Origin of the sequence: Cohnella sp. WQ 127256 (assembly GCF_024519285.1) — a bacterium.
In the GTDB taxonomy this organism is placed as follows: Bacteria; Bacillota; Bacilli; order Paenibacillales; family Paenibacillaceae; genus Cohnella.
Genome location: NZ_JAMZCY010000009.1, coordinates 43,415 through 65,840 on the forward strand (window position 1 = coordinate 43,415; position 22,426 = coordinate 65,840).

The window sequence follows — 22,426 nt, forward strand, 5'->3', positions numbered from 1 at the left end:
GATATGGTGTTGGCGGTATGTATTAGAAATCATCGTTCAAGCCAGCAGTTGTAAATTTTTCATAAGAAATATCTTCATCTGGTGTATTCCGCAATTCGATGATGCAATCGAATACATTATAATCGAATTGGGACTCCCGCACGAATATATCCGGATGCTCAATTACCTTCGTGGATGGCATGGCCATAATATCCTGCAGTAAAGCATGGTGCTTCTCGTTCGAACGAATTGTACTCACAATTCCGTCAATGATAAAAACGTTGTTTGGATTCATTTCTTCCTCGGACAATTGGCTTCTAACCGTTTGACGAAGCAGAGTAGAGGATACAAATGCCCAGCGTTTGTTAGAGCATACACTACCCGCAATAATGGATTCCGTCTTTCCTACTCGAGGCATTCCTCGTAATCCGATTGTCTGGTTTCCATCTTTCTTGAACAACTCACCTAAGAAGTCAACTAAAAGTCCTAATTCATCTCGTGTAAACCGAAACGTCTTCTGATCATCGGAATCCCGTTCAATATAACGACCATGTCGAACAGCCAATATATCTGTCAAACGGGGAGGACGAAGCGTACTTACTGTAATGTTCTCTACTTTGCTCAGCATCTTGCCAAGCAATTCAATCTTCTCATCATCGTCCGTTTGTAGTAGCATTCCGCGAGTTCTATCTTCTACTCCATTGATCGTTAGAATGTTAACTTCGAGCATCCCAAGCAATGAAGCGATATCCCCTAGTAAACCCGGGCGATTTTTGTAAATTTTATACTCCATATACCATTGTTTGGGTTCCATCCTACACCTCATTAAAATAACGGAAAAAACATGTATTATATTCCAGAAAAACAATTGGATGATTTCCGCTTTTTTTCACCTTCTCTTTTATTCTACAACGCTCATCATTATCCTGCAAAATAAAACTAATTATTACTCCAAAAGTCCTATAAATATTTTGAGATGATGGACAGAGAGCCTCCATATGGAGGCTCTCCTGTGCTTTTCGCTTCATCCTAATCACTATGACTCGCCAATTTGACCATTAAGCGCGCCATCGTCTTACGATCAGCTTCATCGCCAACGTCCCATAATTCCTTCAATACCCGCTCTTCGTTGTTCTTTGGATCCACTTTCTGATCCAGAAATTCACCGATTTCGTACGCAAGCTTTGATATGGCTTCCTCGTTGATCCCAAGCTTTTTGGCAGCTTCTACGCGATCACCTAGAAATTTTTTCCACGTACCGAAATTACTAAGAACAGATGACATTGAGCAGCCTCCTGACGATGATTGGGTTAAGCAAAGCTCAACGCTAATATGTCCGTATAAGGGCTAATGTATTCGAAAATGAAGTGATAACGGAACTGTGAAAATGTTACATACGCCATCCACCGTTGATCCCAAGCATCTGTCCCGTAATGTAGCTTGCCTTGTCCGAAACAATAAATCGTACGAGTTGAGCAACCTCCTCGGCCTGTCCGAGTCTCCCAAGAGGGATTTCCCGACAGATCTGCTCGCGCTCCGCAGCATCTAGTGTCGCAAGCATATCCGTGTCCACGGCTCCCGGACATACCGCATTTACGGTTACACCAGAAGAAGCCATCTCCTTAGCAAGCGACTTAGTAAAAGCATTTAAGCCTCCCTTAGAGGCAGCATATGCCGCTTCTCCAGAGGCTCCAACCTCACCCCAAATACTGGAAAGGTGAACGAATCGTCCCCATCGCTTCCATCTCATCGCAGGCCCGAACCATTGTGTTAAATAATATGCACCTTTCAGGTTTACATTCATTAGGTCGTCCCAGATTTGCTCTTCCAGATCTTCAAGCAATCCATAATGAGCCATCCCTGCACAATGGACAACAATATCCGGTGACCAACCTAACTGCTCTAGCTGCTTCTTCAGATCCAGTGTAGATGCCTTCGAGCGAAGATCCGCTTGCACAGCGATCGCATGCACGCCAACCCCCCTGCACACCTCCACGACGGCTTCGGCAGCTTCCGCCGCGGCATAATACTGAATGGCGACATCGGCGCCATCCGATGCCAACTGGCGGGCGACCGCGGCACCAATGCCGCGGGATGCGCCCGTCACTAAAGCTATTCGTTTCAAGCTGTTCCACTCCGCACGATGGATACTGCACGACGATCCGGGTTGGCGTGTTCCTTGATACGTTCGTTAATTTCTTCCAACGTTAGGCTCTCGTACACTTCCACCAGAGTGAACAAGTCTCCACCCTTATGACGATACCGAGTAAACTCGCTAGCAATGGATTCCGGACTATTCATCATGCGAAGGAAGGCCCCGATTTTTTTACGGCGTGTTCTCTCGAAGATCGTAGACGATATCCCGTTCTGGGCCGCAGCATACATCGCCTGGCTTACCCTTGACACTAATTCGTCCGGGTCTCTTGTCTCACCGCCAATGATTGAGAAGGAGTACCCTGGTCCTGTATTGTACTCGTGGCCGAATCCATCCGATATGAGGTTGTCATCATAGAGCTGTTGATACAACTCGGAGCTGGAGCCTAGCAGCGCTTCTAACATAAGCTTACTCGCCAGCTCTCGCCGAACAGCGTCCTTATCCTCTCCCGGCTCTTCTTTAAATCCAAATAAACATTTCGGCAATGAGACAGGCAGCTCAAGCTCCTTCTTCTCATTCTTAACCTGCACAGGCTCCTGTTCAAACAGACGTTTGATTTCTCCCCCCTGAGGAAACGTCTTCTTCGCTTGATCCTGCTTTACCCGCTCCATCGTTTCCTGAGGGTCAACTCCCCCAACGATGAACAAGGTCATATTCGATGGATGATAAAACGTGTTATAGCAGTCATACAGCATTTCCTTTGTAATCGAGCGTACGGAATCGGCCGTTCCCGCGATATCGATGTGTACGGGATGATTCTGGTACATTGCCTCGATTAAGCCAAAATAAACACGCCAATCCGGATTATCCTTGTACATATCGATTTCCTGTACAATGATGCCTTTTTCCTTTTCTACATTTTCGTCTGTAAAATAAGGATTTTGTACAAAGTGAAGTAAAGTATCTAGATTCGCTTCAACCTCATCGGTTGCCGTGAAGAGGTACACCGTTCTATCAAAGCTCGTATAGGCATTCGCGGACGCACCTTGGGATGCAAACTTAGAGAAAATGTCGCCCTCAGGCTCCTCAAACATCTTATGCTCCAGAAAATGTGCAATGCCATCAGGTACTCGAATAGTCTCTCCACCCGGAGGAACAAAGTGGTTATCTACCGAGCCATAACGTGTCGTGAAGGTTGCATACGTTTTCGTGAAGCCCGGTTTTGGAAGGATGAAAACCTCCAATCCATTATCTAGCTTCTCATACCACATCGTCTCTTGAAGCTTTGGATATGCTTGTGTTGTCATGCTTGTGCATCCTCCTTCCGATCACGCAAGAAGTAAATGGTATCTAGCTCTACGCCTTGAGCAACCGCTGTCACCATCTCCGGCGTCACCGCCTGGATTTCTGCGATAAAGCTATCGCCCGTTCGCTCAACTCCGGACAGCACATTACTAAAGTCAAAGGAAATTCTCTCGAAAGCGGAATCCTTCAGCTCGCGTAATTGACCAATGATCATCGCTTGGGTTCGGTGAAAATCATCCATAGCGAATTGTCCAGCTTTCATCGCCTCGATTTGTTCGAGAATAATTTTAACCGCACGCTCATAATTTACGGTCTCTATGCCAGATTGAAGGGTTAAAATCCCCTTGTGTCCATCGAGTCGGGAAGAAGCATAATAGGCTAAGCTAGCTTTCTCGCGGACATTAACGAATAGCTTGGAATGAGGAAATCCTCCTAACAATCCATTATAGACAAGGAGTGCAGCATATTGATCGCTGCCATAGGTTTCGCCTACTCGTAAGCCCATATTAAGCTTTCCTTGGCCGACATCCAATCGTTCCACGATCGTTTGTACTTCTGGGCGAGCTGCCCGTAAGACTGGCGCAGAATAAGTGGATGGCTCACCGCTAGGCAATTCGAAAGACTTAGCAACCAAAGCCTGCACTTCTTCCAACGTTGTATCGCCTGATACATAGAGATCGAAGGTAGCTTCCTGAAGCCAACGCTTATAATCTTGATAGAGTGTACTCGCATTTAATTCTGTAAGCTGCTCTTTACGTCCAAGAGCAGGAAGGCGATACGGCTCATTTTTACACATCTCTTCGACGCAACGCTCTGCCGCATAACGAATTTTATCATTGATCATCGCATCAATTCGTTTGCTTACCGTGGTTTTCTCCGCCTCAACATATTTACTGCGGAACTTGCCATCTTCAAGCGCTGGTTTTGTCAATACCTCGCCTAGGAAAGATAAAGCTTCTCCAAGAAGTGATTCTGTAACCGATACGAACCGATCGTTAATAATATCCAATCTGAACTGGACGATCTGGTGGTCGCCTCTTTTGTACAAATCAAAACCAAATCCTGCGCCGTATAAGTCATCTAGGCGCTCGCGGAAAGTTATCGTCTCCGGATAAGTTTCCGTTCCTCTTCTTAATACGAATGGAGTGAGTGCAACTGATGTCACCCGATCATCCGATAATGGCACTCCTGCAAATAAAGAAATGGCGAACGTTTTGAACCTTTTCGTTGGCAAAACGTGCAAACGCAAACGTCCCCACACACCTCTTTGAAATTGTTCCGGCATCCTCTCAAGCCCCTTTAGCTAAAATCGCCTCGTAAGCGTCAATCGTGATATTTCAGCCCCATTCTAACCGATTGGACGAACAGGAAGCAAATGTTGGAAATACAAGGGGCATAAAATGCGACAACCAACCGCGACGCCAGAGGCGCGCTAGTTGGTTGCTTAGGTTCAAATCGCACGACTATCTACAAAATATATGCTTGCCTATCGTCTTATATTGCGGTCGCGACCATATCCATTTGGAAGTCGCGGTTTCCGGATTAAAATAATAGAGACAGCCATCACTTGGATCCCATCCGCTCACCGCATCCTTGACAGCTTTGACCGCTTTATCGTTTGGTGTTAACCAAATTTGTCCGTCTGCGACAGCGGTGAAAGCACGTGGTTGAAAAATAACACCTGTTGCCGTATTGGGAAACTGCGATGACTTCACTCGGTTAATAATTACAGCAGCGACTGCAACCTGGCCTTCATAAGGTTCCCCGCGCGCTTCGCCGTAGACTGCATTCGCCATCATCTTCATATCCTTCTCCGTGAATCCCAAGTTGTTAGATGCGGGCAACTTGTTTTCACTCCCAGAAGAAGATTCGTTTCCAGTACCGCCCTGACCTGCCGAGGCTGAGGGCGCTTCTTCAGCGGTTGGCCTCCAATCCTTAGTCGCACTCCACAGCTTCAGCTTCGTCTTTGCGCCTACAACACCATCCGATTTCATCCCGAATTTCCATTGAAACCAAGTCACAGAATTTTTGGTCTTCTGTCCGAAATTCCCGTCCACTTTACCATTGTAATAACCGAGCGCTTTTAAGCGCCCTTGTAGCTCGTAAATGTCCTTACCTGATGCGCCTTCTTTAAGAATAGCGCTGCTGAATGTTTCCCGGCTTTGTGTAGAGTGTTGAATCGTATATAGCCCAAGCAAGCCGAACACGACACATACTGTCAAGATCACGAGACGATAACTCACTTAAGGTCACGCCTTTCTCTATTCCATGTTGGTCTTCGAACGTTAGTATGAGAAACGTCAAAGGCTCTTATACCCATTTTTGTATGATTTCTGAACGCAAGCAAAAACCCGCAGCCTGATAAGGCTTGCGGGTTCACATTAGGAATCGATCTAAGAAGGAATTCGCTGTTGGTATTGCTCCATTGTCATCAACACTTCACGGGGCTTACTGCCCTCGTAAGGGCCGACAATCCCTTTTGCCTCCATCGAATCGATTAACCTCGCCGCACGCGTGTAACCGATACGCATGCGGCGCTGGAGTAGCGATACAGAAGCCTGCTTAGCTTCAAGAGCAATTTGTACGGCTTGATCGAACAGCTCGTCCACAATTTCTTCCGGTCCATCGCTTACAGAATCATCGATCTCTGGTACGAGATCGTCAATATATTCTGCTTCGGCTTGTCCACGGCAATAGCTAACTACAGACTCTACTTCACCATCAGATAAGAATGCACCCTGTACACGAATCGGCTTAGATGCTCCCATCGGTAGGAAGAGCATATCTCCTCGGCCGAGGAGCTTCTCTGCTCCAACCATGTCCAATATCGTACGTGAGTCGACCTGTGAGGAGACACCGAATGCAATCCGACTTGGAATGTTCGCTTTGATAACACCAGTAATAACATCTACTGACGGTCTCTGAGTGGCGATGATGAGATGAATACCGGATGCTCGTGCCATTTGCGCAAGACGACAGATCGCATCCTCTACATCCCCAGCAGCAACCATCATCAAATCCGCAAGCTCATCAACGATAACCACGATGTAAGGCAGCACGGCATCCGGATTATCTCCGCTCAACATTAATGCATTATAGCCTTCGATATTCCTTGTTGCCGATTTAGAAAATTTCTCGTATCTTTTCTCCATCTCAACAACAATTTTCTTCAAAGCTAGCGACGCACGCTTCGGATCTGTAACGACAGGTGCAAGTAAATGGGGAATTCCATTATAAATGTTGAGCTCAACCATTTTCGGATCGATCATTAGAAATTTGACTTCATCTGGCTTAGCCTTATACAGCAAGCTCGTTATGATCCCGTTAATACAGACAGATTTCCCCGAACCTGTTGCCCCAGCAACAAGTAAATGCGGCATCCTTGCTAGATTACCAACAATGGGCTGCCCGGAAATATCCCGACCGAAAGCGATGGTAAGCTTAGCTGGTGATTCCTGAAACGGCTGCGTCTCCAATACTTCCCGAAGAGTAACGACACTTACTTCGTTATTCGGAACTTCGATGCCAATGGCAGCCTTCCCTGGAATCGGCGCTTCCATCCGTATGTCTTTCGCTGCAAGAGCCAATGCGATATCATCCGTCAAGCTTACGATTCGGCTGACCTTCACGCCAACATCTGGTTGAAGCTCATAACGGGTTACCGCAGGTCCCCGCGCGACGTCCAATACCTTAGCTCTTACTCCGAAGCTTTCGAGTGTTGCCTCCAGCTTCCTAGCTATACTCATGTAATCAGCAGGATTTCCAGATTTACTCCCTGCAGAAGGCTTATCGAGAAGATTCATACCTGGCAGACGGTAAGGTTTTGGAATCTTGCGAACCGGCTTAGGTACCTCAACAACAGTAGGAGCGGATTCAAGGGTGGGATCCAATTCTAATTCTGCGTCCATATCCGCAGTTAAATCAGTATTTAGGGTTTCTACGTCCAAGGGCAGCGTTTGCTGCTCCATATCCGCTTCATCAGCTTCCCATTCGTAATCAGGTACTCCTTGGGCGGTGAAATCCGTAAATCGCGGGGCTATTTGCTGTTGACCTAATGGATCAGCCTCAGCTTCTTCCGGTTCTATGTAAGAAGGCGCCTGTTGCTCGTTCTCATACACTCCATTGTTAATTGGTTCAATAGGAGCAGGAGCAGCTGGAGCTGCTTTTGCCGAGTACTTAATGGGCTTCTCTTCCTCCCAATGCTCTTCCTGGGGTAAAGTCAGATCCCGTTCTGGTTTGCCATGAAACAATTGAAAAAATAAAGGTGTTTTCCTGGATCTTGCTATAAGCGTAGGATCGTCCATATCCTCATCTTCAGGTATCGTCGCAATTTCTGCCTGAGCAACAGGTCTATTTGACCTTCTTCCCCTACCAGTTCCATTAACAGGCACAGCCTTCACCGAGAGAAGCTTACGGCCGGAAGATAGTCTGGCAGCTAGCATAGGCATAACTCTCATCAGGAACAATCGGAAGGTCCGTCCGATTTCCACATAGGAACGATTTGTTATGAGCATAATGGCTATCGCGATTTCAATCATAAGCACGAATTTCGCGCCATAATATCCAAATAACCAATACAGCATGGAATATTGCATAGCCCCAACAATGCCCCCACCTACATCGGCATTGAAAACCTTTATGTTCTCAGAAGAAGGCGCCTGCCATAGCATTTCCTTTAATTGAGCCATTGTCTGGTTCACAATACTGGAAGGGGTTACGGAATCCATAAGTCCAAGACTATTATCAATGGCAGCCATCGCGCTCCATAGCGACATGACCAAGGATACAAGCACGAAACCGGAACGTCGTGAAGTCCAGCCTCGTGGCCAACTGCGCTTGATCATGACATGTAAACCAATCCATATCCCCGCCAAAGCAAGTAGATAATAATGTTTTCCTAATAGAAAGCCAAATAGCTTGGAAAGTGAACGGCCAACGGCTGCTTCACCGGAGATGGCAATGACAGAAATCGTGATTAATAAAATTCCGTATAATTCATATTTTAAGCTCGCTCCGAACGATGCTCGTTTCTTTTTGCGCTTGGCCAAATTTGCCACCTCCCGGTTCAACATTATATCACAGTTGACGGGAGGTTGGCAGACTTCCCCTATCTATATCCCGAAGTTAGGACTCTCCGACACTTGATTTGGTTCTGCAGTAGGAGAATAACAAACCATTTGCCCAGGTGCATATTGCGATAGCAAGTAACAATCAAGAGGAGCAGCCAGTAATCTAACAATCCGTCCGATGCCTGGGGCCACCGGTATAAGCTGCATGGTCATGCCTTGAACGGTCACATCAACGAAAGGACCAGGCTCCTGCTGAATCCCATCCAATACGAGCTCTATCGGCATCGAAGTGTAGATTGTCATTCGCTTATCGTCTCCTCCGTACTGCTTAACTTACGTTCCTTGATCCGGCGATTTAATTCCCGAAGCGCTTCTCCTAACCCACCAACCGTATCAATCAAGCCATGCTTGACTGCATCTCCACCAATGACAGTCGTACCAATATCTCTCGTCAATTCCCCCGTCTTAAACATAAGCTGCTTGAACAGCTCTTCAGTAATACGAGAGTGGCGCGTGACGAACCGAGTGACCCTTTCTTGCATCTTCTCTAAATATTCAAACGTTTGCGGTACCCCAATTACCAGCCCGTTCATACGGATCGGATGTATGGTCATCGTGGCGGTTTCGGCAATCAAGGAATAGTCCGCTGATACCGCAATCGGAACGCCAATGGAATGACCTCCACCTAGAACGATTGTTACCGTAGGCTTTGACATTGAGGCGATCATCTCAGCAATAGCAAGCCCCGCTTCCACGTCTCCTCCTACCGTATTAAGCACAATGAGGAGTCCTTCCACCTTACTGTTCTGCTCAGCGGCGATAAGTTGGGGGATGACATGCTCATATTTAGTCGTTTTATTTTGTGGGGGCAGCATCAGATGACCTTCAATTTGTCCAATAATCGTCAAACAAAAAATATTGCTCTCTCCTGAAGGAATTGAAGTTTGTCCCAATTGCACAATCGTTTCCGTTACATCGGATGTTTTGCGTCCTTCTTCAGGCGGGATAGGTTGATCTGCTGTTTCTCCAGGCTTTCCTTTTTCACTCATGATGAGACCTCCTATTCTATGTCGGCTTGACATAGTATGGGCGTTCCCTCCAACTTTATCCTCACCCATGGTTGCGGGACACAATGGGTAAAAATAAAAAAACCGTCCTCCTACCGCGTGGGCGGAGGAAACGGTTTTTAATGAGTGTGGGTTTATCTTTCTATACTTCCATGATGATCGGCAAGATCATCGGTCTTCTTCTCGTTTGTTCATACAAGAAACGGCCGAGCGCATCTTTGACATTCGTCTTGAGCGATGCCCACTCGTTAACGTTCTCGTTCATTAATTTATGCAATGTACTCGTTACGATACGGTTAGCTTCTTCCAACAAGCCCTCGGATTCACGAACATATACGAAACCACGAGAGATGATATCAGGACCTGACATAATCGTACCGTCTTGTTTGCTTAACGTGACTACGACGACAAGAATTCCGTCTTGAGACAGAAGCTTACGATCGCGAAGCACGATATTACCAACATCACCCACACCTAGACCATCGATCAAGATGTTACCTGCAGGAATTTTACCCGCTTTACGAGCAGATCCATTCTGAATTTCGACCGTATCCCCGTTATCTAACAGGAAAATGTTCTCTTTCGGAATGCCTACAGCTTCTCCAAGTAAACCATGATGGCGAAGCATCCGATATTCTCCGTGAATCGGAATGAAATATTCAGGACGCATAAGGTTAAGCATAAGTTTAAGTTCTTCTTGGCTACCGTGACCAGATACGTGAACGCCTGATACGGATCCTGGTCCGTAGATAACGCTTGCGCCTAAACGCATGAGCTCATCAACGGTTCTTCCAACATATTTCTCGTTACCTGGAATCGGAGTTGCTGCGATGATGACAGTATCTCCTGGCAAAATATCCACTTTCCGATGTGTCGAACGCGCCATCCGAGTTAAAGCGGACATAGGCTCGCCTTGACTTCCAGTTGACAATATAACAACGCGATCCGCAGGAAGCTTGTTCACTTCATCCGGCTCAATAAGCATGCCTTCTGGAATTTCCAAATAGCCTAGATCTGAAGCAATGCTAACTACGTTAACCATACTTCTACCGATAACCGCCATTTTGCGACGTGTCTCAGCAGCAGCGTTGATAACTTGTTGAATCCGATGAACGTTAGAAGCGAATGTCGCAACAACAACACGTTGCTTAGCGCTACGGAATAACGATTCGAATTCTTTACCGATATTACTTTCGGATGGTGTATACCCAGCGCGCTCTGCATTAGTACTGTCAGATAGTAGAGCCAATACGCCGCGGCTACCAATAGCAGCCATCTTCTGTAGATCAGCAAACTGATCGTTAACTGGTGTATGGTCAAACTTAAAGTCACCCGTATGAACTACGTTACCTTCCGGTGTTTCCAAGCAAACCCCAACAGAGTCAGGAATACTGTGGTTCGTACGGAAGAAGGTAGCTTTAATTGGACCAAACGTCAGCTCTGAATCCTCATTGATTAAGTGACGCTCCGTATTTCCTAGCAAGCCCGCTTCTTTGAGCTTGTTTTCAACTAGACCTAGCGTAAGCTTTGTTCCGTAAATCGGAACATTCAGTTGCTTCAAAACATACGGTAATCCGCCAATGTGATCTTCATGTCCATGCGTAAGCAAAATGGCACGCACTTTATCACGGTTTTCCAACAAATAGGAAATATCCGGGATAACGACGTCGATTCCGAGCATTTCTTCTTCTGGGAATTTCAATCCAGCATCTACGACCACGATGTCGTTACTATACTGAATGCAATACATGTTTTTGCCGATTTCGCCAACGCCACCGAGCGCGAAAATCAGTAATTTATCTTGATTGTTCTTCTTTGACACTTCTAGTACCTCCTAGATCCATTCGACGTACCCGATCGATATGAAATTTTCAATTTGCTAAAAATATTAGCCGCACCCAATCACTCTAAATCATTATACATGATGCAATTCAGGAAATACAAGATCGTTGATATTATCTTTCCCTGTCTATAAAAACGAATTCCTCGATTATAAGACAGTATAAATCGTATGTAAGTGGTCATAAAATCGCCGCAAAAACCCGACATCCAGAAGACATCGGGTTGCGCAAGTTAAAGACTGAGCGACCGACGAACTCTCTTACTTAAGCAGATTTTGCACGAATTGAGCTTCCGCTTCATTCGCAGGAACTAGTGGCAGGCGTACCCCACCCACTGGTAATCCACGGATAATAAGCGCGTGCTTAACTGCCACTGGATTCGGAACCGGATGAGGACAATTGAACAGACCTTTAAATACCGGGAATAGCTTAGCATTGATCGCAGTTGCGTCCTTCACTCGGCATTCCAGATAGGCAGTAATTAGCTCTTTCATCTGAGCTCCGACAACGTGACTGGCCACGCTTATGATACCGTAGCCTCCAATGGACAAAGTAGGAAGAGTAATGGCATCATCACCACTATATAGGACAAATCCTTCTGGAGCACCACTTACAATCTCCGTCATTTGCTCTAACGAAGCGCACTCTTTGGTTGCGACAATATTCGGTATCTGCGCCAACCGAAGTGTTGTTTCGACAGAAACACTTACAACTGTCCGGGAAGGTACATTGTATATAATAACAGGAAGCGAAGTCGCTTCAGCGATCGTACGGAAATGCTGATACACGCCTTCCTGTGAAGGCTTGTTGTAATACGGAGCTACAAGGAGTATTCCGTCAACACCTGCTTGTTCAGCTTGTTTTGTAAGCTGAACAGAATGTGCTGTCTCGTTACTGCCTGTACCCGCTATTATTTTACAACGTCCCGCTGCATGCTTAACAGCAAAACGGAATAATTGTACTTTTTCATCATCAGACAAAGTGGGAGACTCTCCAGTCGTCCCGGAAATAACGAGGCTATCGGATTTCTGTTCATCGATTAAATAATCGATTAATTTAGCCGTCGTGTCCCAATCGATATTCAGTTGCTCATTAAAAGGAGTTACCATTGCTGTAATCAAACGACCGAAACTCATCACTTTTTCCTCCTCTATTTATCCCTTACTCTAACTAGATGTAGTCCAAAAGCAGTATGCAAGGCTTGTAATGCTTCTGATAAATTCTCTTCAGAAATAAGCACCCAGATCGTTGTGTTGGAATCCGCAGATTGCAAAATTGGAATGCTGGAGTTTGTTAAAGCTTCGACGATAACAGCCATAACTCCTGGCTCTCCATTCATTCCGCCTCCGATAACGGATACTTTCGCACATCCTCTTCGTACTTTAGGCTCAAATCCCATTTCCTGAAGTAAAAGTATCGCATTTGAAGTATCATCTTCCGATACCGTATAGTAAACGCTCGTAGGCATCACATTAATAAAATCAACACTGATCCCATGGGACGCCATCGTTCGAAAAACTCGCAATTGGACATCGGCCAGGCCTTCAGCATTAATGACGCCTAATTGTGTAACTTGTCGAACATGCGCAAGACCCGTAACCGTTCTATCATACCATAAGGACTGACTAAGTAAATCCTGTACATGGGTAACAAGTGTTCCTTCGCTCTCGGAAAAGGTGGAGCGTACCCGTACTGGGATGCCAGCTTTCATCGCAATTTCGACAGCTCTTGGATGAATCACCTTAGCTCCATTTTGAGCCATATTACAAATTTCTTCATAGCTTACTACAGATAAGGGTCGAGCATTACTTACCCAACGAGGATCTGCAGTCAATATTCCATCCACGTCAGTATAAATATCGACGATATCCGCATTTAAGGCAGCCCCTAATGCAGTCGCAGATGTATCGCTACCCCCGCGGCCTAGCGTCGTTATCTCTCCATCAGGAGTCATTCCCTGAAACCCGGTGACGACCACGACAAAGCCTTCGGACAAGTGCTTATGGATCCGCTCCATCTTCATTTCCTTAATGCGAGCGGCACCGAAACGGTCGTCTGTGATGATGCCTGCCTGTCCCCCGGACAAGGCAATTGAAGGTATACCTTCGGAATTGAGCAAGCTGCACAAAATGGAAGCAGATATTAGCTCTCCACAGGAGAGCAGCATCTCCCTTTCACGCGCTGGCAAAGCGTTCCCATTCTGTTTAATGAGCTCCAACAGTGAATCCGTTGCATAAGGGTCTCCGCTTCTACCCATTGCGGATACAACAACGACAAGGCTGCTTCCAGCGTCACGTTCACGGATAATATGACGGAGGACGTGGCGCCGACTAGGTTCATCGGACAGCGACGTCCCACCGAATTTTTGTACGATTAGATCCATCTCGTTTTCCTCCGAAAAGAAAAGATGACAGCTGTAATGTTATTTATTATGACTTGGGAGCTGCTATATGTTCGGCAATCTGTATCACATTCTCACATTCCAGGCTGTACCTTCAAGAAAATTGTTGGAAACGATCGACATACTCTACCTACCTTAGAGTCTACCTCAAGCGTGTAAGAATCGCTCAATTAGCAAGGGTTGCAGTTGTTTACCTTGTAATGCTGCTTCGCAGGTTTCCATGACAAGGTCCATTCTAGCAACAAGCGAATTGGGTTTGGCAACTGGATTATCTTGACCGAATGGGACAAAGTAAATGTTCTTCATAATTAATAGCTTAGCAATGTTCGATGCATTCAACCCTAAACCATCATTAGTGGATATCGCGAGTACGAGCGGGCGTTGGTTTCGCATTTGCGCTTTCGCCGCCATAAGCACTGGACCATCCGTCAAAGCGTTAGCGAGTTTACTTGTGGTATTACCGGTACAGGGAGCGATTGTCAATACATCTATCAGCTTGGAAGGACCAAGTGGTTCTGCGTCTACTATTGAAGATATGATTTTATTTCCAGTAATTTCAAGCAGATTTTCCTGCCAGTGTTTAGAAGTTCCAAATCGCGTATCTGTGGTCATGATCGTATGCGAAACGATCGGCACCACATTGGCTCCTGCATCAATAAAACGCTGAATTTGTGGCATAATCTCCTCAAGCGTGCAATGCGAGCCTGACAACGCATATCCTACGGTGATTCCCTTCCAATTCATGGTTTATTCCCCCGTAACTGATTGTCTTCCAGAATGATCTGGGTAAGACTGTTCGCGATGATTCGACCGGCTGTCTTCGGAGCCACGATCCCAGGTAATCCAGGAGCAAGTAGCGCCTTAATTCCTCTCTTCTCAGCGAAGCGGAAATCAGTGCCACCGGGCTTAGAAGCCAGATCGATAATACATGCGCGCAGGGGAAGTTGTAGGATCACTTGTGCTGTGATTATCATAGTCGGAATTGTGTTAAAAATCAAGTCGATATTCCCCACCTGACGCGCTAATTCAGGCATATAGAAGGGTTCAAAACCCATCTCAAAAGCACGTGCATAAGCTTCATCACGACGCACTCCAACTTTAACATGTGCTCCAATAGCTTGAAGTGTTCGAGCCATAGTTAGGCCCGTTCTTCCGAGACCAAGAACGATACAATTGGAGCCATGAATTGTAATATCCGTATTCTGAATAGCCATCATCAAAGCGCCTTCCGCCGTCGGAATCGAATTATAGATGGCCACGTCATCTCTTTCAAACAGCTCAATGAGCTCTATATGATGCTTTTCACAGGATATTCTTAAATAAGTCTTTGCCATACCTGTAATCACCTTGCAGTGTTTGGGGAGCGCAGCAAGATGGGCGTCCGTTAATCTTAACTCTTGATCGGTAAAAAGAGTCGCGATAACCCCATCATCATCCGTCCCGACTGCTGGTAATATTAACGCATCCACCTGCTTTAAAATGTCAGGTGTCCACTCCGCTTTTGTGACTCCACTGAATGGAGTATCTAACCTATCAAAACCAACGATCGTTACTGCGGCATCCAACTCTGTTAACCGCCGAATCACTTCCAACTGACGAGCATCTCCACCCGCGAGAACAATCTGAACTCCCGTAAGTATCGCAGCCCCCTCCTCTCGGCATTCTTGCATAGTCACATCGTATGCATACGCCCAGTCCGGGGTGCCGATCATAAAATATGTTGATTATCTCCTGTCTCAGTGCGCATTCGCAAACACCTCAATTGCCTAACTGCCTATGTCCGCCATCCACTCCTATGCCCACTATCCCCTTCGCTCAGTTCGTAAATTCGTATCCAACTCCCTACTCCGATGTCCTCTATCCCTTGCTACGTCCACTATCCCATTCGCTCAGTTCGTATTGTTCTCCCCACCCTGATGTCCTTTATCCTTTTCCATGCCCACTATCCCCTTGACTCAGTTTCGTCTCCTTCTCCCACTCCGATGTCCTCTATCCCTTGCTATGTCCACTATCCCCTTGGTTCAGAAGCTCCTTCATAATGAAAATAACAATTAAAATACAAAAAATCCCTTTAAAAGGGAACGTACATTTGATATCATATAAATAAGAACAAATGTTCCCTTTCATGGAGGTATTTATGGAATATTCCGAAATGTTAACCTTTTATCTATCTAGCTCCAACGAGCAAACTTGTATCCAAACAATGTTACAGACACGATGGCCAATTGGCTTCCAATGTCCTCATTGTCATAGCCAGAATGCCTTTGAAATTCGGACCCGTAGGTTACCACTCTATGAATGCTGCTCATGTAGAACACAGACATCACTTACAGCAGGTACAATTATGGAAGGAAGTCGAACTCCGATTAGGATTTGGATACTCGCTATGTTTCTTCATTCGCGCCCAGAGGGCATCACAGCATTCAAATTAGCCACTATTTTAGGGACTACATACAAAACAGCATGGCTCATCTGTCATAAAATACGTCATGCGATGGCCTACTCAACTAAAGATGAACTTTTAACTGGTCTAGTGCGTATCAACTTTGCTCAATATGGCCGTCCCTACAACCCCACTATCTACAGGCACCCACAAGAACAACCTTTACTTATCGGCGCTACTATGGATGGTCAAGGTATTCTAGCTCCTATTAAAATCAAACAAGCTGTCGAAGAATGCTCTTATCCGCAATTTACATGTCCATTAGATAAAACTCCATTTATTAGAAAGCATGTCGATCCTCAAGCAGCCGAGATTATTGCAGTCACCCTTAAATACAGCAAAGACAGAAACAGAAAGCTCTTGCAGATTAGTAAGAATGCCTGTGCATGGATCAACTTTACTTTTCACGGGATTGGCGCAAAACATCTACAAACTTATTTAGATCAATATTGCTACGGGTACAATATGACTTTTCAGAATCAATCTGTTTTTTCCCATCTAATGAAATTATCCACTTCTACCCCAGTTCTCACTTACCACGAGTTAATCAACAAACCAAACATTCAACCTAAGCTGCGATCACAATATACCTCTAACTTAAAAAATGCTAGTTAATACTTTTAACTGATTCTTACCCTATCAATTACTTTACTATTTCATTACGTCATTAAATCATTAAATCATTACTTCTTTGTGACCGCACCTTACACATCGACAGTCTAATTTTAAAAATATCAAAAAATCTCCTGCACCCAAGAGTTCAATGATAAACGCTATGGAAACGATACTTTAACTGAGCAAAGGGGATAGTGATCATAAGCTACTGACCGGGAACATCAACTGAGCCAAAGGGATAGTAGACATAAGCTATTGAGCAGGAGCCTCAACTGAGTAGATGGGATAGTGGACATAAGCTACTGACAGGGAGTCTCAACTGAGCAGATGGGATAGTGGACATAAGCTACTGACAGGGAGTCTCAACTGAGCCAAGGGGATAGTGGTCATATGGATAATGTAGAGAAGGTTATCGCGCGCGTACATACGGCAACTGAACTGGGGAAAAGCACAAAAAGGTCCAATTCAGACAACTCAGAATTGGACCTTTTTTCTAACTATTACTTACCGGTATGTCCAAAGCCACCCTCACCACGTATGGTGTCTGATAGTTCAGTCACTTCTTCGAGAATAACTTGAGGTACACGTTGGAAAACCATTTGAGCGACACGCTCACCACGTTCTATCGTGAATGGCTCCTGACCCAAATTAATGAGAAGCACCTTCACTTCTCCACGGTAATCAGCATCAATCGTACCAGGCGTATTTAAGCATGTAATGCCGTGCTTGTAGGCTAAGCCGCTACGAGGTCTAATCTGCGCCTCAAGCTCACGAGGCATTGCCATTGCAAAACCTGTTGGTATTAATGCTCTCTCTCCTGGAGCAAGCACAAAAGGCTCAGTTACTGTGGCATGCAAGTCAAAACCTGCAGCCCACTCTGACATTTGGCGAGGCAGCGCCACATCTTCATTCCCCGGCAGCCTCTTCAACTGAATTGGATACAATGAATTCCCTCCCGCTTCCCGACAGCACTTTCTCATTCGCACCTACGAGCGCAACCGCACTTGGCTGCGCCATCATCGATTTCATAATCTCATTTAAGTCAGATAATTGAACCTGATCTATCCGTTCGATCATCTCATCCAAAGTATAATGACGACCGAGCATCAACTCGTTCTTCCCTAATCGATTCATTCGACTGCTAGTGCTTTCCAAGCTCAAAATCAAATTACCCTTTAATTGCTCCTTACCTCGCGACAGCTCTACTTCACTTAATCCAGTGGCTGCTATGTCATTGAGCAACTCCATAGTAATGTCGTAGACATCCTGCGTTTGCTTCGGTGCTGTTCCAGCATACACTGTGAACAACCCACTATCCGCATAGGAAGTGTGATATGAATATACAGAATAGGCTAACCCACGTTTTTCCCGGATTTCTTGGAATAATCGAGAGCTCATTCCTCCACCTATCGTATTATTCAATAAAATCATCGCATAAAGATTAGGAGCTTGAATTGAGCTTCCTGGAAAGGTTAAGCATAGATGGTTCTGCTCTGTTTTCTTACGATGGAACAAAGCCTTCGAATGAAATGTAGGTATTTCCAAAACGCTATCGTTACCTTGCACATCAAACCGTCCGAAATGTTGCTCGAGCAACTCCAGAACTTCTTCTCCTACATTACCCGCTACACTGATGACCGTATTATCAATCCGATATCTTTCGTTCATATACTTACGCAAATGGTCTGAACTCATCGCATTTAACCGCTCAGCTGTTCCAAGAATGGAGTAGGCTAGCGGATGATCATGATAAGCCGCGCTAGACGCTAAATCATGAACAGTGTCATCAGGAGTATCTTCATACATCGAAATCTCTTCTAGAATAACATTTTTCTCTTTAGCCAGTTCGGCATCCGCCATCTGTGACTCGAAAAACATGTCCGACAAAATATCTACTGCGATCGGCAAGTGCTGATCCAGCACCTTAGCATAGTAGCAAGTGTATTCTTTGGATGTGAAGGCATTCACATTACCACCAATCCCATCGAACACATCAGCGATATCTTTGGCGCTATGTCGATTCGTTCCTTTGAACAGCATGTGCTCAATGAAGTGGGATATTCCATTGTTATTCACATCTTCATATCGGGAACCGGTTTTCACCCAAATACCGAATGATACCGACCGACAGGTCGGGATAGATTCGATCATCACGCGAAGTCCGTTCTTAAGCATATATTTGTTCATCCGATTTCCCCCTTTGTTGAGTACCTAACAAACAGTGATACCACTATATCAAATTACGACATCTGTCACAACCGATCTTCAATTCGTTCGGTTGAAAGTGTTTCTGATACAGTCCCCGGCAAGTACCCTTTTGCCCTGATGACCTTGATCATTCCTCTAAGCGCGCCCTGCGACGTTGATGTTGGATGCATCAATATCAAGCTACCCGGACCTACTTTTCTAGATATTTTATCAATAACCGTTGACGGCGCCGGTTTCATCCAATCCACAGTATCCAATGTCCATAAAACTGTTCTCAAGCCATATTCTGAAGCAACCTTAACTGTATTAGTATTATAATCTCCGGATGGTGGTGCAAACCAAACATTTTTTACACCTAACATTTTCAATAGCGCCTCGGTCTTACCAATTTCCTCACGCTGCTTCTCTAGCCCTAGCCGGCTCATATCGGGATGGGTATACGCATGGTTAGATACTTCATGCCCTTGTTCAATAATGCTTTTAGCAGTGTCTATATGCTTGGCTAGCCAACTTCCATCGAAGAAGAAAGTTGCTTTGACACCTGTATCTTTCAGAATGTCTAGCATGGGGATTAGGTATTCATCACCCCAGGCCACATTGATCATAAGAGCCACCATCGGTTTCTCTGGATTCCCTCTATAGATGGGATTGAGGGGTAAATCCTTGATATCCACCTTCGGTTTGTCCGTACGATATATCCACGGAAAGCCGTTCTTCTCACCTGGTACGGATCCGATTACTTTGGCTTTAAGATAAGTAGCCTGCACATCTACAACCCGGCCATCATAACCAGGTATCGCTTTCCAAACCCGATCAATAACTGCATTGATCGGTGGCTTGTTATACTTGATAGCCTCAGATTTTATCCACTTCATTAATTGATCTTCAGATCTATCATTGAAGAGTGCTGTTGTGGATTTCGCTTGTGGCTTAACAGCTTGTACGAAAGGCTCAATAGGTCCATACATCCCCACTAGCAATACAATGGATAAACAAACGAGCATCGCCGTCAATAAACCAATGGGTACCTTTTTTTTCAATCCACTCACCCCCACTTGTCCCGAATCCCTGCATCATCCTATGCCAAGTTATCGGACTTTATGAGTGAGCATCCCATTGAAACGATTTAATTATGCAAAACAAAAAGAGACCTTCTTGTTGGAGTCTCTTTTGTTCAACCTATGCTTTTATTTAATGGACTATACGGATACTTCTTCGGAGTTAAGCAATGCTTTACGAGACAAGTTAATCCGTCCCATATTATCAATCTCAGTAACTTTCACTTCGATCTGATCTCCAATATTGACGACATCCTCAACCTTAGCAACTCTCTCGTTAGACAGCTGACTAATGTGAATAAGCCCATCTTTATTTGGCAAAATTTCGACGAAGCAGCCAAATTTCTCAATACGTTTAACCGTACCATTATAAACCTCACCAACGACAACTTCTTTAACGATGCCTTCGATAATTCCACGAGCACGTTGATTAGCCGCTTCATCCGTTGATGCGATGTATACCGTACCGTCTTGTTCGATGTCGATTTTTACGCCGGTTTCTTCAATAATTTTATTGATGATTTTACCGCCGGAACCGATAACATCCCGAATTTTATCAGGATTAATTTTAAGAGAAATAATCTTCGGAGCATATTTGCTTAATTGCTTACGTGGCTCTTGAATAGCCTCAAGCATTTTACCCAAGATGAACAAACGTCCTTCTTTGGCCTGCTGTAAAGCATCTTCAAGAATTTGACGACTAATGCCATCAATCTTGATGTCCATTTGGATTGCAGTAATTCCTTCTGCTGTTCCTGCAACTTTGAAATCCATATCTCCGAGGTGATCTTCCATCCCTTGAATATCAGTCAAGATCGAAACATGATCACCGTCTTTGATTAGACCCATAGCTACACCAGCAACTGGAGCTTTAATTGGAACTCCGGCATCCATCATAGCAAGCGTGCTTGCACAAATACTAGCTTGAGACGTGGAACCATTGGACTCCAATACTTCCGATACAAGACGAATTGTGTAAGGGAACTCCACTTCCGAAGGAAGAACCTTCAGCAATGCACGTTCGCCTAATGCGCCATGACCGATTTCCCGGCGACCTGGCGGACGTAATGGACGCGCTTCTCCGACAGAGAATGGAGGGAAATTGTAATGGTGCATGAACCGTTTCGATTCTTGTGGACTTATGCCATCCAAGATTTGAACTTCGCCAAGCGGTCCAAGCGTACAAATACTGAGTGCTTGAGTTTGACCACGAGTGAATAGACCAGAGCCATGCGTACGAGGAAGAATTGACGTATCGCTTGAAATTGGACGAATTTCTGCTAATCCACGGCCATCTGGGCGCACTTTATCATGCGTGATTAGACGACGAACTTCGTTCTTAACGATATCGTACAACACTTCTTTAACGTCCTTCAGCTTGCTTGGTGTTTCGGCATACAGATTACCAAAATGCTCTACGGTCTCACCATTAATGGCATCGATCGCTTCTTGACGAGCATGCTTCTCTGAAATGCTTACTGCTTGTACCAAACGAGCTTGAGCAAACGCTTTAACTTCAGCTTCAACTGTAGCATCAACGCTGTGTAGCTTCACTGCCATTTTCGGTTGACCAGAAACGGCAACCAATTGATCGATCGTATCTACGATCTTCTTGATTTCGTCATGTCCAAACATGATTGCTTCAAGCATAACGGCTTCCGAAACTTCGTTGGCTTCAGCCTCAACCATCATGATTGCATCACGAGTCCCTGCTACGACAACGAACAGATCCGATACTTCTTCTTGCTCTTGAGTCGGATTTACAATAAACTTACCATCGATTCGGCCTACATTAACGCCACCGATAGGACCATTGAATGGTACATTAGAAATCGATAGTGCAGCGGAAGTACCGATCATCGCAGCGATTTCAGGCGAACAATCTTGGTCTACGCTTAGCACTAGATTAACGATTTGTACATCATTACGGAAGCCTTCCGAAAATAGTGGACGAATCGGACGATCCGTTAGACGGCTAGACAAAATCGCTTTCTCACTAGGACGTCCTTCCCGTTTAATGAAACCACCGGGAATTTTACCTACCGCATATAACCGCTCTTCATAGTTAACGGTAAGCGGGAAAAAATCAAGATCCTTTGGTTCGTTAGAAGCCGTAACGGTAGACAACACTACTGTATCTCCATAGCGTACGACGACAGCGCCATTCGCTTGTTTAGCCAATCGACCCGTTTCCAAAGCAAACGTACGACCGCCAAGCTGCATTTCCACGCGATGTTCCAAACAGATTCCCTCCTCATATCATTTATATGTACTTTCGACACTCTTCCCATTATTTCCTGCCTTGTCTTAGCTTAGGCATAGCTCTTAGGATTCATATCCCATAT

General features: G+C 45.2%; 19 protein-coding genes and 1 pseudogene. 2 read left to right on the top strand and 18 right to left on the bottom strand.

Annotation, left to right across the window (positions count from 1 at the left end; all coding sequences use genetic code 11):
- Window positions 1–22 precede the first annotated feature (22 nt).
- From M1K58_RS23375 to dpsA, 14 genes are all read right to left on the bottom strand, one after another.
- Entirely contained in the window at window positions 23–793 is a 771-nt protein-coding gene (locus tag M1K58_RS23375) for a YmfK family protein (protein WP_256761309.1), read from the bottom strand.
- Between the two features lie 215 nt (window positions 794–1,008).
- Window positions 1,009–1,263: a DUF3243 domain-containing protein gene (locus M1K58_RS23380; RefSeq protein ID WP_256761310.1), complete on the bottom strand. Its 255-nt coding sequence runs from the start codon at window positions 1,261–1,263 to the stop codon at window positions 1,009–1,011.
- A gap of 106 nt (window positions 1,264–1,369) precedes the next feature.
- The gene (gene ymfI / locus M1K58_RS23385; protein WP_256761311.1) at window positions 1,370–2,104 is read right to left on the bottom strand and encodes an elongation factor P 5-aminopentanone reductase; all 735 of its coding nucleotides are present in this window, start codon (window positions 2,102–2,104) and stop codon (window positions 1,370–1,372) included.
- Entirely contained in the window at window positions 2,101–3,381 is a 1,281-nt protein-coding gene (gene yfmH / locus M1K58_RS23390; RefSeq protein WP_256761312.1) for an EF-P 5-aminopentanol modification-associated protein YfmH, read from the bottom strand. The genes ymfI and yfmH overlap by 4 nt, the downstream gene beginning before the upstream one ends.
- The gene (gene yfmF, locus M1K58_RS23395; protein WP_256761313.1) at window positions 3,378–4,664 is read right to left on the bottom strand and encodes an EF-P 5-aminopentanol modification-associated protein YfmF; all 1,287 of its coding nucleotides are present in this window, start codon (window positions 4,662–4,664) and stop codon (window positions 3,378–3,380) included. The genes yfmH and yfmF overlap by 4 nt, the downstream gene beginning before the upstream one ends.
- 178 nt (window positions 4,665–4,842) lie before the next feature.
- Window positions 4,843–5,622, bottom strand: coding sequence for a spore cortex-lytic enzyme (gene sleB / locus M1K58_RS23400; RefSeq protein WP_256761314.1), 780 nt, complete (start codon window positions 5,620–5,622; stop codon window positions 4,843–4,845).
- Window positions 5,623–5,772: 150 nt separating this feature from the next.
- Entirely contained in the window at window positions 5,773–8,427 is a 2,655-nt protein-coding gene (locus tag M1K58_RS23405; protein ID WP_256761315.1) for a DNA translocase FtsK, read from the bottom strand.
- Between the two features lie 63 nt (window positions 8,428–8,490).
- A complete protein-coding gene (locus tag M1K58_RS23410; protein ID WP_256761316.1) occupies window positions 8,491–8,751 on the bottom strand; it encodes a YlzJ-like family protein in 261 nt (86 codons plus the stop codon).
- Window positions 8,748–9,497 carry a ClpP family protease gene (locus M1K58_RS23415; RefSeq protein WP_256761317.1) on the bottom strand — a complete coding sequence of 250 codons (750 nt, stop codon included), beginning with the start codon at window positions 9,495–9,497 and terminating at the stop codon, window positions 8,748–8,750. The genes M1K58_RS23410 and M1K58_RS23415 overlap by 4 nt, the downstream gene beginning before the upstream one ends.
- A 160-nt stretch (window positions 9,498–9,657) precedes the next feature.
- A complete protein-coding gene (locus M1K58_RS23420) occupies window positions 9,658–11,337 on the bottom strand; it encodes a ribonuclease J (RefSeq protein ID WP_256761318.1) in 1,680 nt (559 codons plus the stop codon).
- A 279-nt stretch (window positions 11,338–11,616) separates the two neighbouring features.
- Window positions 11,617–12,492, bottom strand: a complete 876-nt coding sequence (gene dapA, locus M1K58_RS23425; RefSeq protein ID WP_256761319.1) for a 4-hydroxy-tetrahydrodipicolinate synthase — start codon at window positions 12,490–12,492, stop codon at window positions 11,617–11,619.
- Window positions 12,493–12,506: 14 nt separating this feature from the next.
- Window positions 12,507–13,739, bottom strand: a complete 1,233-nt coding sequence (gene dapG / locus M1K58_RS23430) for an aspartate kinase (RefSeq protein ID WP_256761320.1) — start codon at window positions 13,737–13,739, stop codon at window positions 12,507–12,509.
- Between the two features lie 165 nt (window positions 13,740–13,904).
- Window positions 13,905–14,501, bottom strand: coding sequence for a dipicolinate synthase subunit B (locus M1K58_RS23435; RefSeq protein WP_256761321.1), 597 nt, complete (start codon window positions 14,499–14,501; stop codon window positions 13,905–13,907).
- Window positions 14,498–15,397, bottom strand: a complete 900-nt coding sequence (gene dpsA, locus M1K58_RS23440) for a dipicolinate synthase subunit DpsA (RefSeq protein ID WP_256761592.1) — start codon at window positions 15,395–15,397, stop codon at window positions 14,498–14,500. The genes M1K58_RS23435 and dpsA overlap by 4 nt, the downstream gene beginning before the upstream one ends.
- A gap of 512 nt (window positions 15,398–15,909) precedes the next feature.
- On the opposite strand from dpsA, the pseudogene M1K58_RS29745 reads away from it, so the two are divergent.
- Window positions 15,910–16,065: pseudogene (locus M1K58_RS29745) on the top strand (transposase); the annotation flags it as partial.
- 36 nt (window positions 16,066–16,101) lie between these two features.
- Window positions 16,102–16,815, top strand: coding sequence for a hypothetical protein (locus M1K58_RS23445; protein ID WP_256761322.1), 714 nt, complete (start codon window positions 16,102–16,104; stop codon window positions 16,813–16,815).
- A gap of 500 nt (window positions 16,816–17,315) precedes the next feature.
- On the opposite strand, the gene dut is transcribed toward M1K58_RS23445, so the two are convergent.
- The 4 genes from dut to pnp form a co-directional block, all read right to left on the bottom strand.
- Window positions 17,316–17,759 (bottom strand): dUTP diphosphatase, encoded by a 444-nt coding sequence (gene dut, locus M1K58_RS23450; RefSeq protein ID WP_256761323.1) that lies wholly within the window; start codon window positions 17,757–17,759, stop codon window positions 17,316–17,318.
- Window positions 17,722–19,002 (bottom strand): M16 family metallopeptidase, encoded by a 1,281-nt coding sequence (locus M1K58_RS23455; RefSeq protein ID WP_256761324.1) that lies wholly within the window; start codon window positions 19,000–19,002, stop codon window positions 17,722–17,724. Before M1K58_RS23455 ends, dut begins: the two co-directional genes overlap by 38 nt.
- A gap of 65 nt (window positions 19,003–19,067) precedes the next feature.
- Window positions 19,068–20,063, bottom strand: a complete 996-nt coding sequence (locus tag M1K58_RS23460) for a polysaccharide deacetylase family protein (protein ID WP_256761325.1) — start codon at window positions 20,061–20,063, stop codon at window positions 19,068–19,070.
- A gap of 159 nt (window positions 20,064–20,222) precedes the next feature.
- A complete protein-coding gene (gene pnp, locus M1K58_RS23465; protein WP_256761326.1) occupies window positions 20,223–22,322 on the bottom strand; it encodes a polyribonucleotide nucleotidyltransferase in 2,100 nt (699 codons plus the stop codon).
- Between the last annotated feature and the right edge of the window lie 104 nt (window positions 22,323–22,426).

Bases quoted from the DNA above. Each gene is read 5' to 3' on its own strand.
- M1K58_RS23435 (WP_256761321.1), bottom strand. From the start codon at position 14,501: ATGAATTGGAAGGGAATCACCGTAGGATATGCGTTGTCAGGCTCGCAT.
- M1K58_RS23445 (WP_256761322.1), top strand. From the start codon at position 16,102: ATGGAAGGAAGTCGAACTCCGATTAGGATTTGGATACTCGCTATGTTT.
- M1K58_RS23380 (WP_256761310.1), bottom strand. From the start codon at position 1,263: ATGTCATCTGTTCTTAGTAATTTCGGTACGTGGAAAAAATTTCTAGGT.
- M1K58_RS23415 (WP_256761317.1), bottom strand. From the start codon at position 9,497: ATGAGTGAAAAAGGAAAGCCTGGAGAAACAGCAGATCAACCTATCCCG.
- M1K58_RS23455 (WP_256761324.1), bottom strand. From the start codon at position 19,002: ATGAACAAATATATGCTTAAGAACGGACTTCGCGTGATGATCGAATCT.
- M1K58_RS23375 (WP_256761309.1), bottom strand. From the start codon at position 793: ATGGAACCCAAACAATGGTATATGGAGTATAAAATTTACAAAAATCGC.
- yfmF (WP_256761313.1), bottom strand. From the start codon at position 4,664: ATGCCGGAACAATTTCAAAGAGGTGTGTGGGGACGTTTGCGTTTGCAC.
- dapG (WP_256761320.1), bottom strand. From the start codon at position 13,739: ATGGATCTAATCGTACAAAAATTCGGTGGGACGTCGCTGTCCGATGAA.
- yfmH (WP_256761312.1), bottom strand. From the start codon at position 3,381: ATGACAACACAAGCATATCCAAAGCTTCAAGAGACGATGTGGTATGAG.
- dapA (WP_256761319.1), bottom strand. From the start codon at position 12,492: ATGAGTTTCGGTCGTTTGATTACAGCAATGGTAACTCCTTTTAATGAG.
- M1K58_RS23410 (WP_256761316.1), bottom strand. From the start codon at position 8,751: ATGACAATCTACACTTCGATGCCGATAGAGCTCGTATTGGATGGGATT.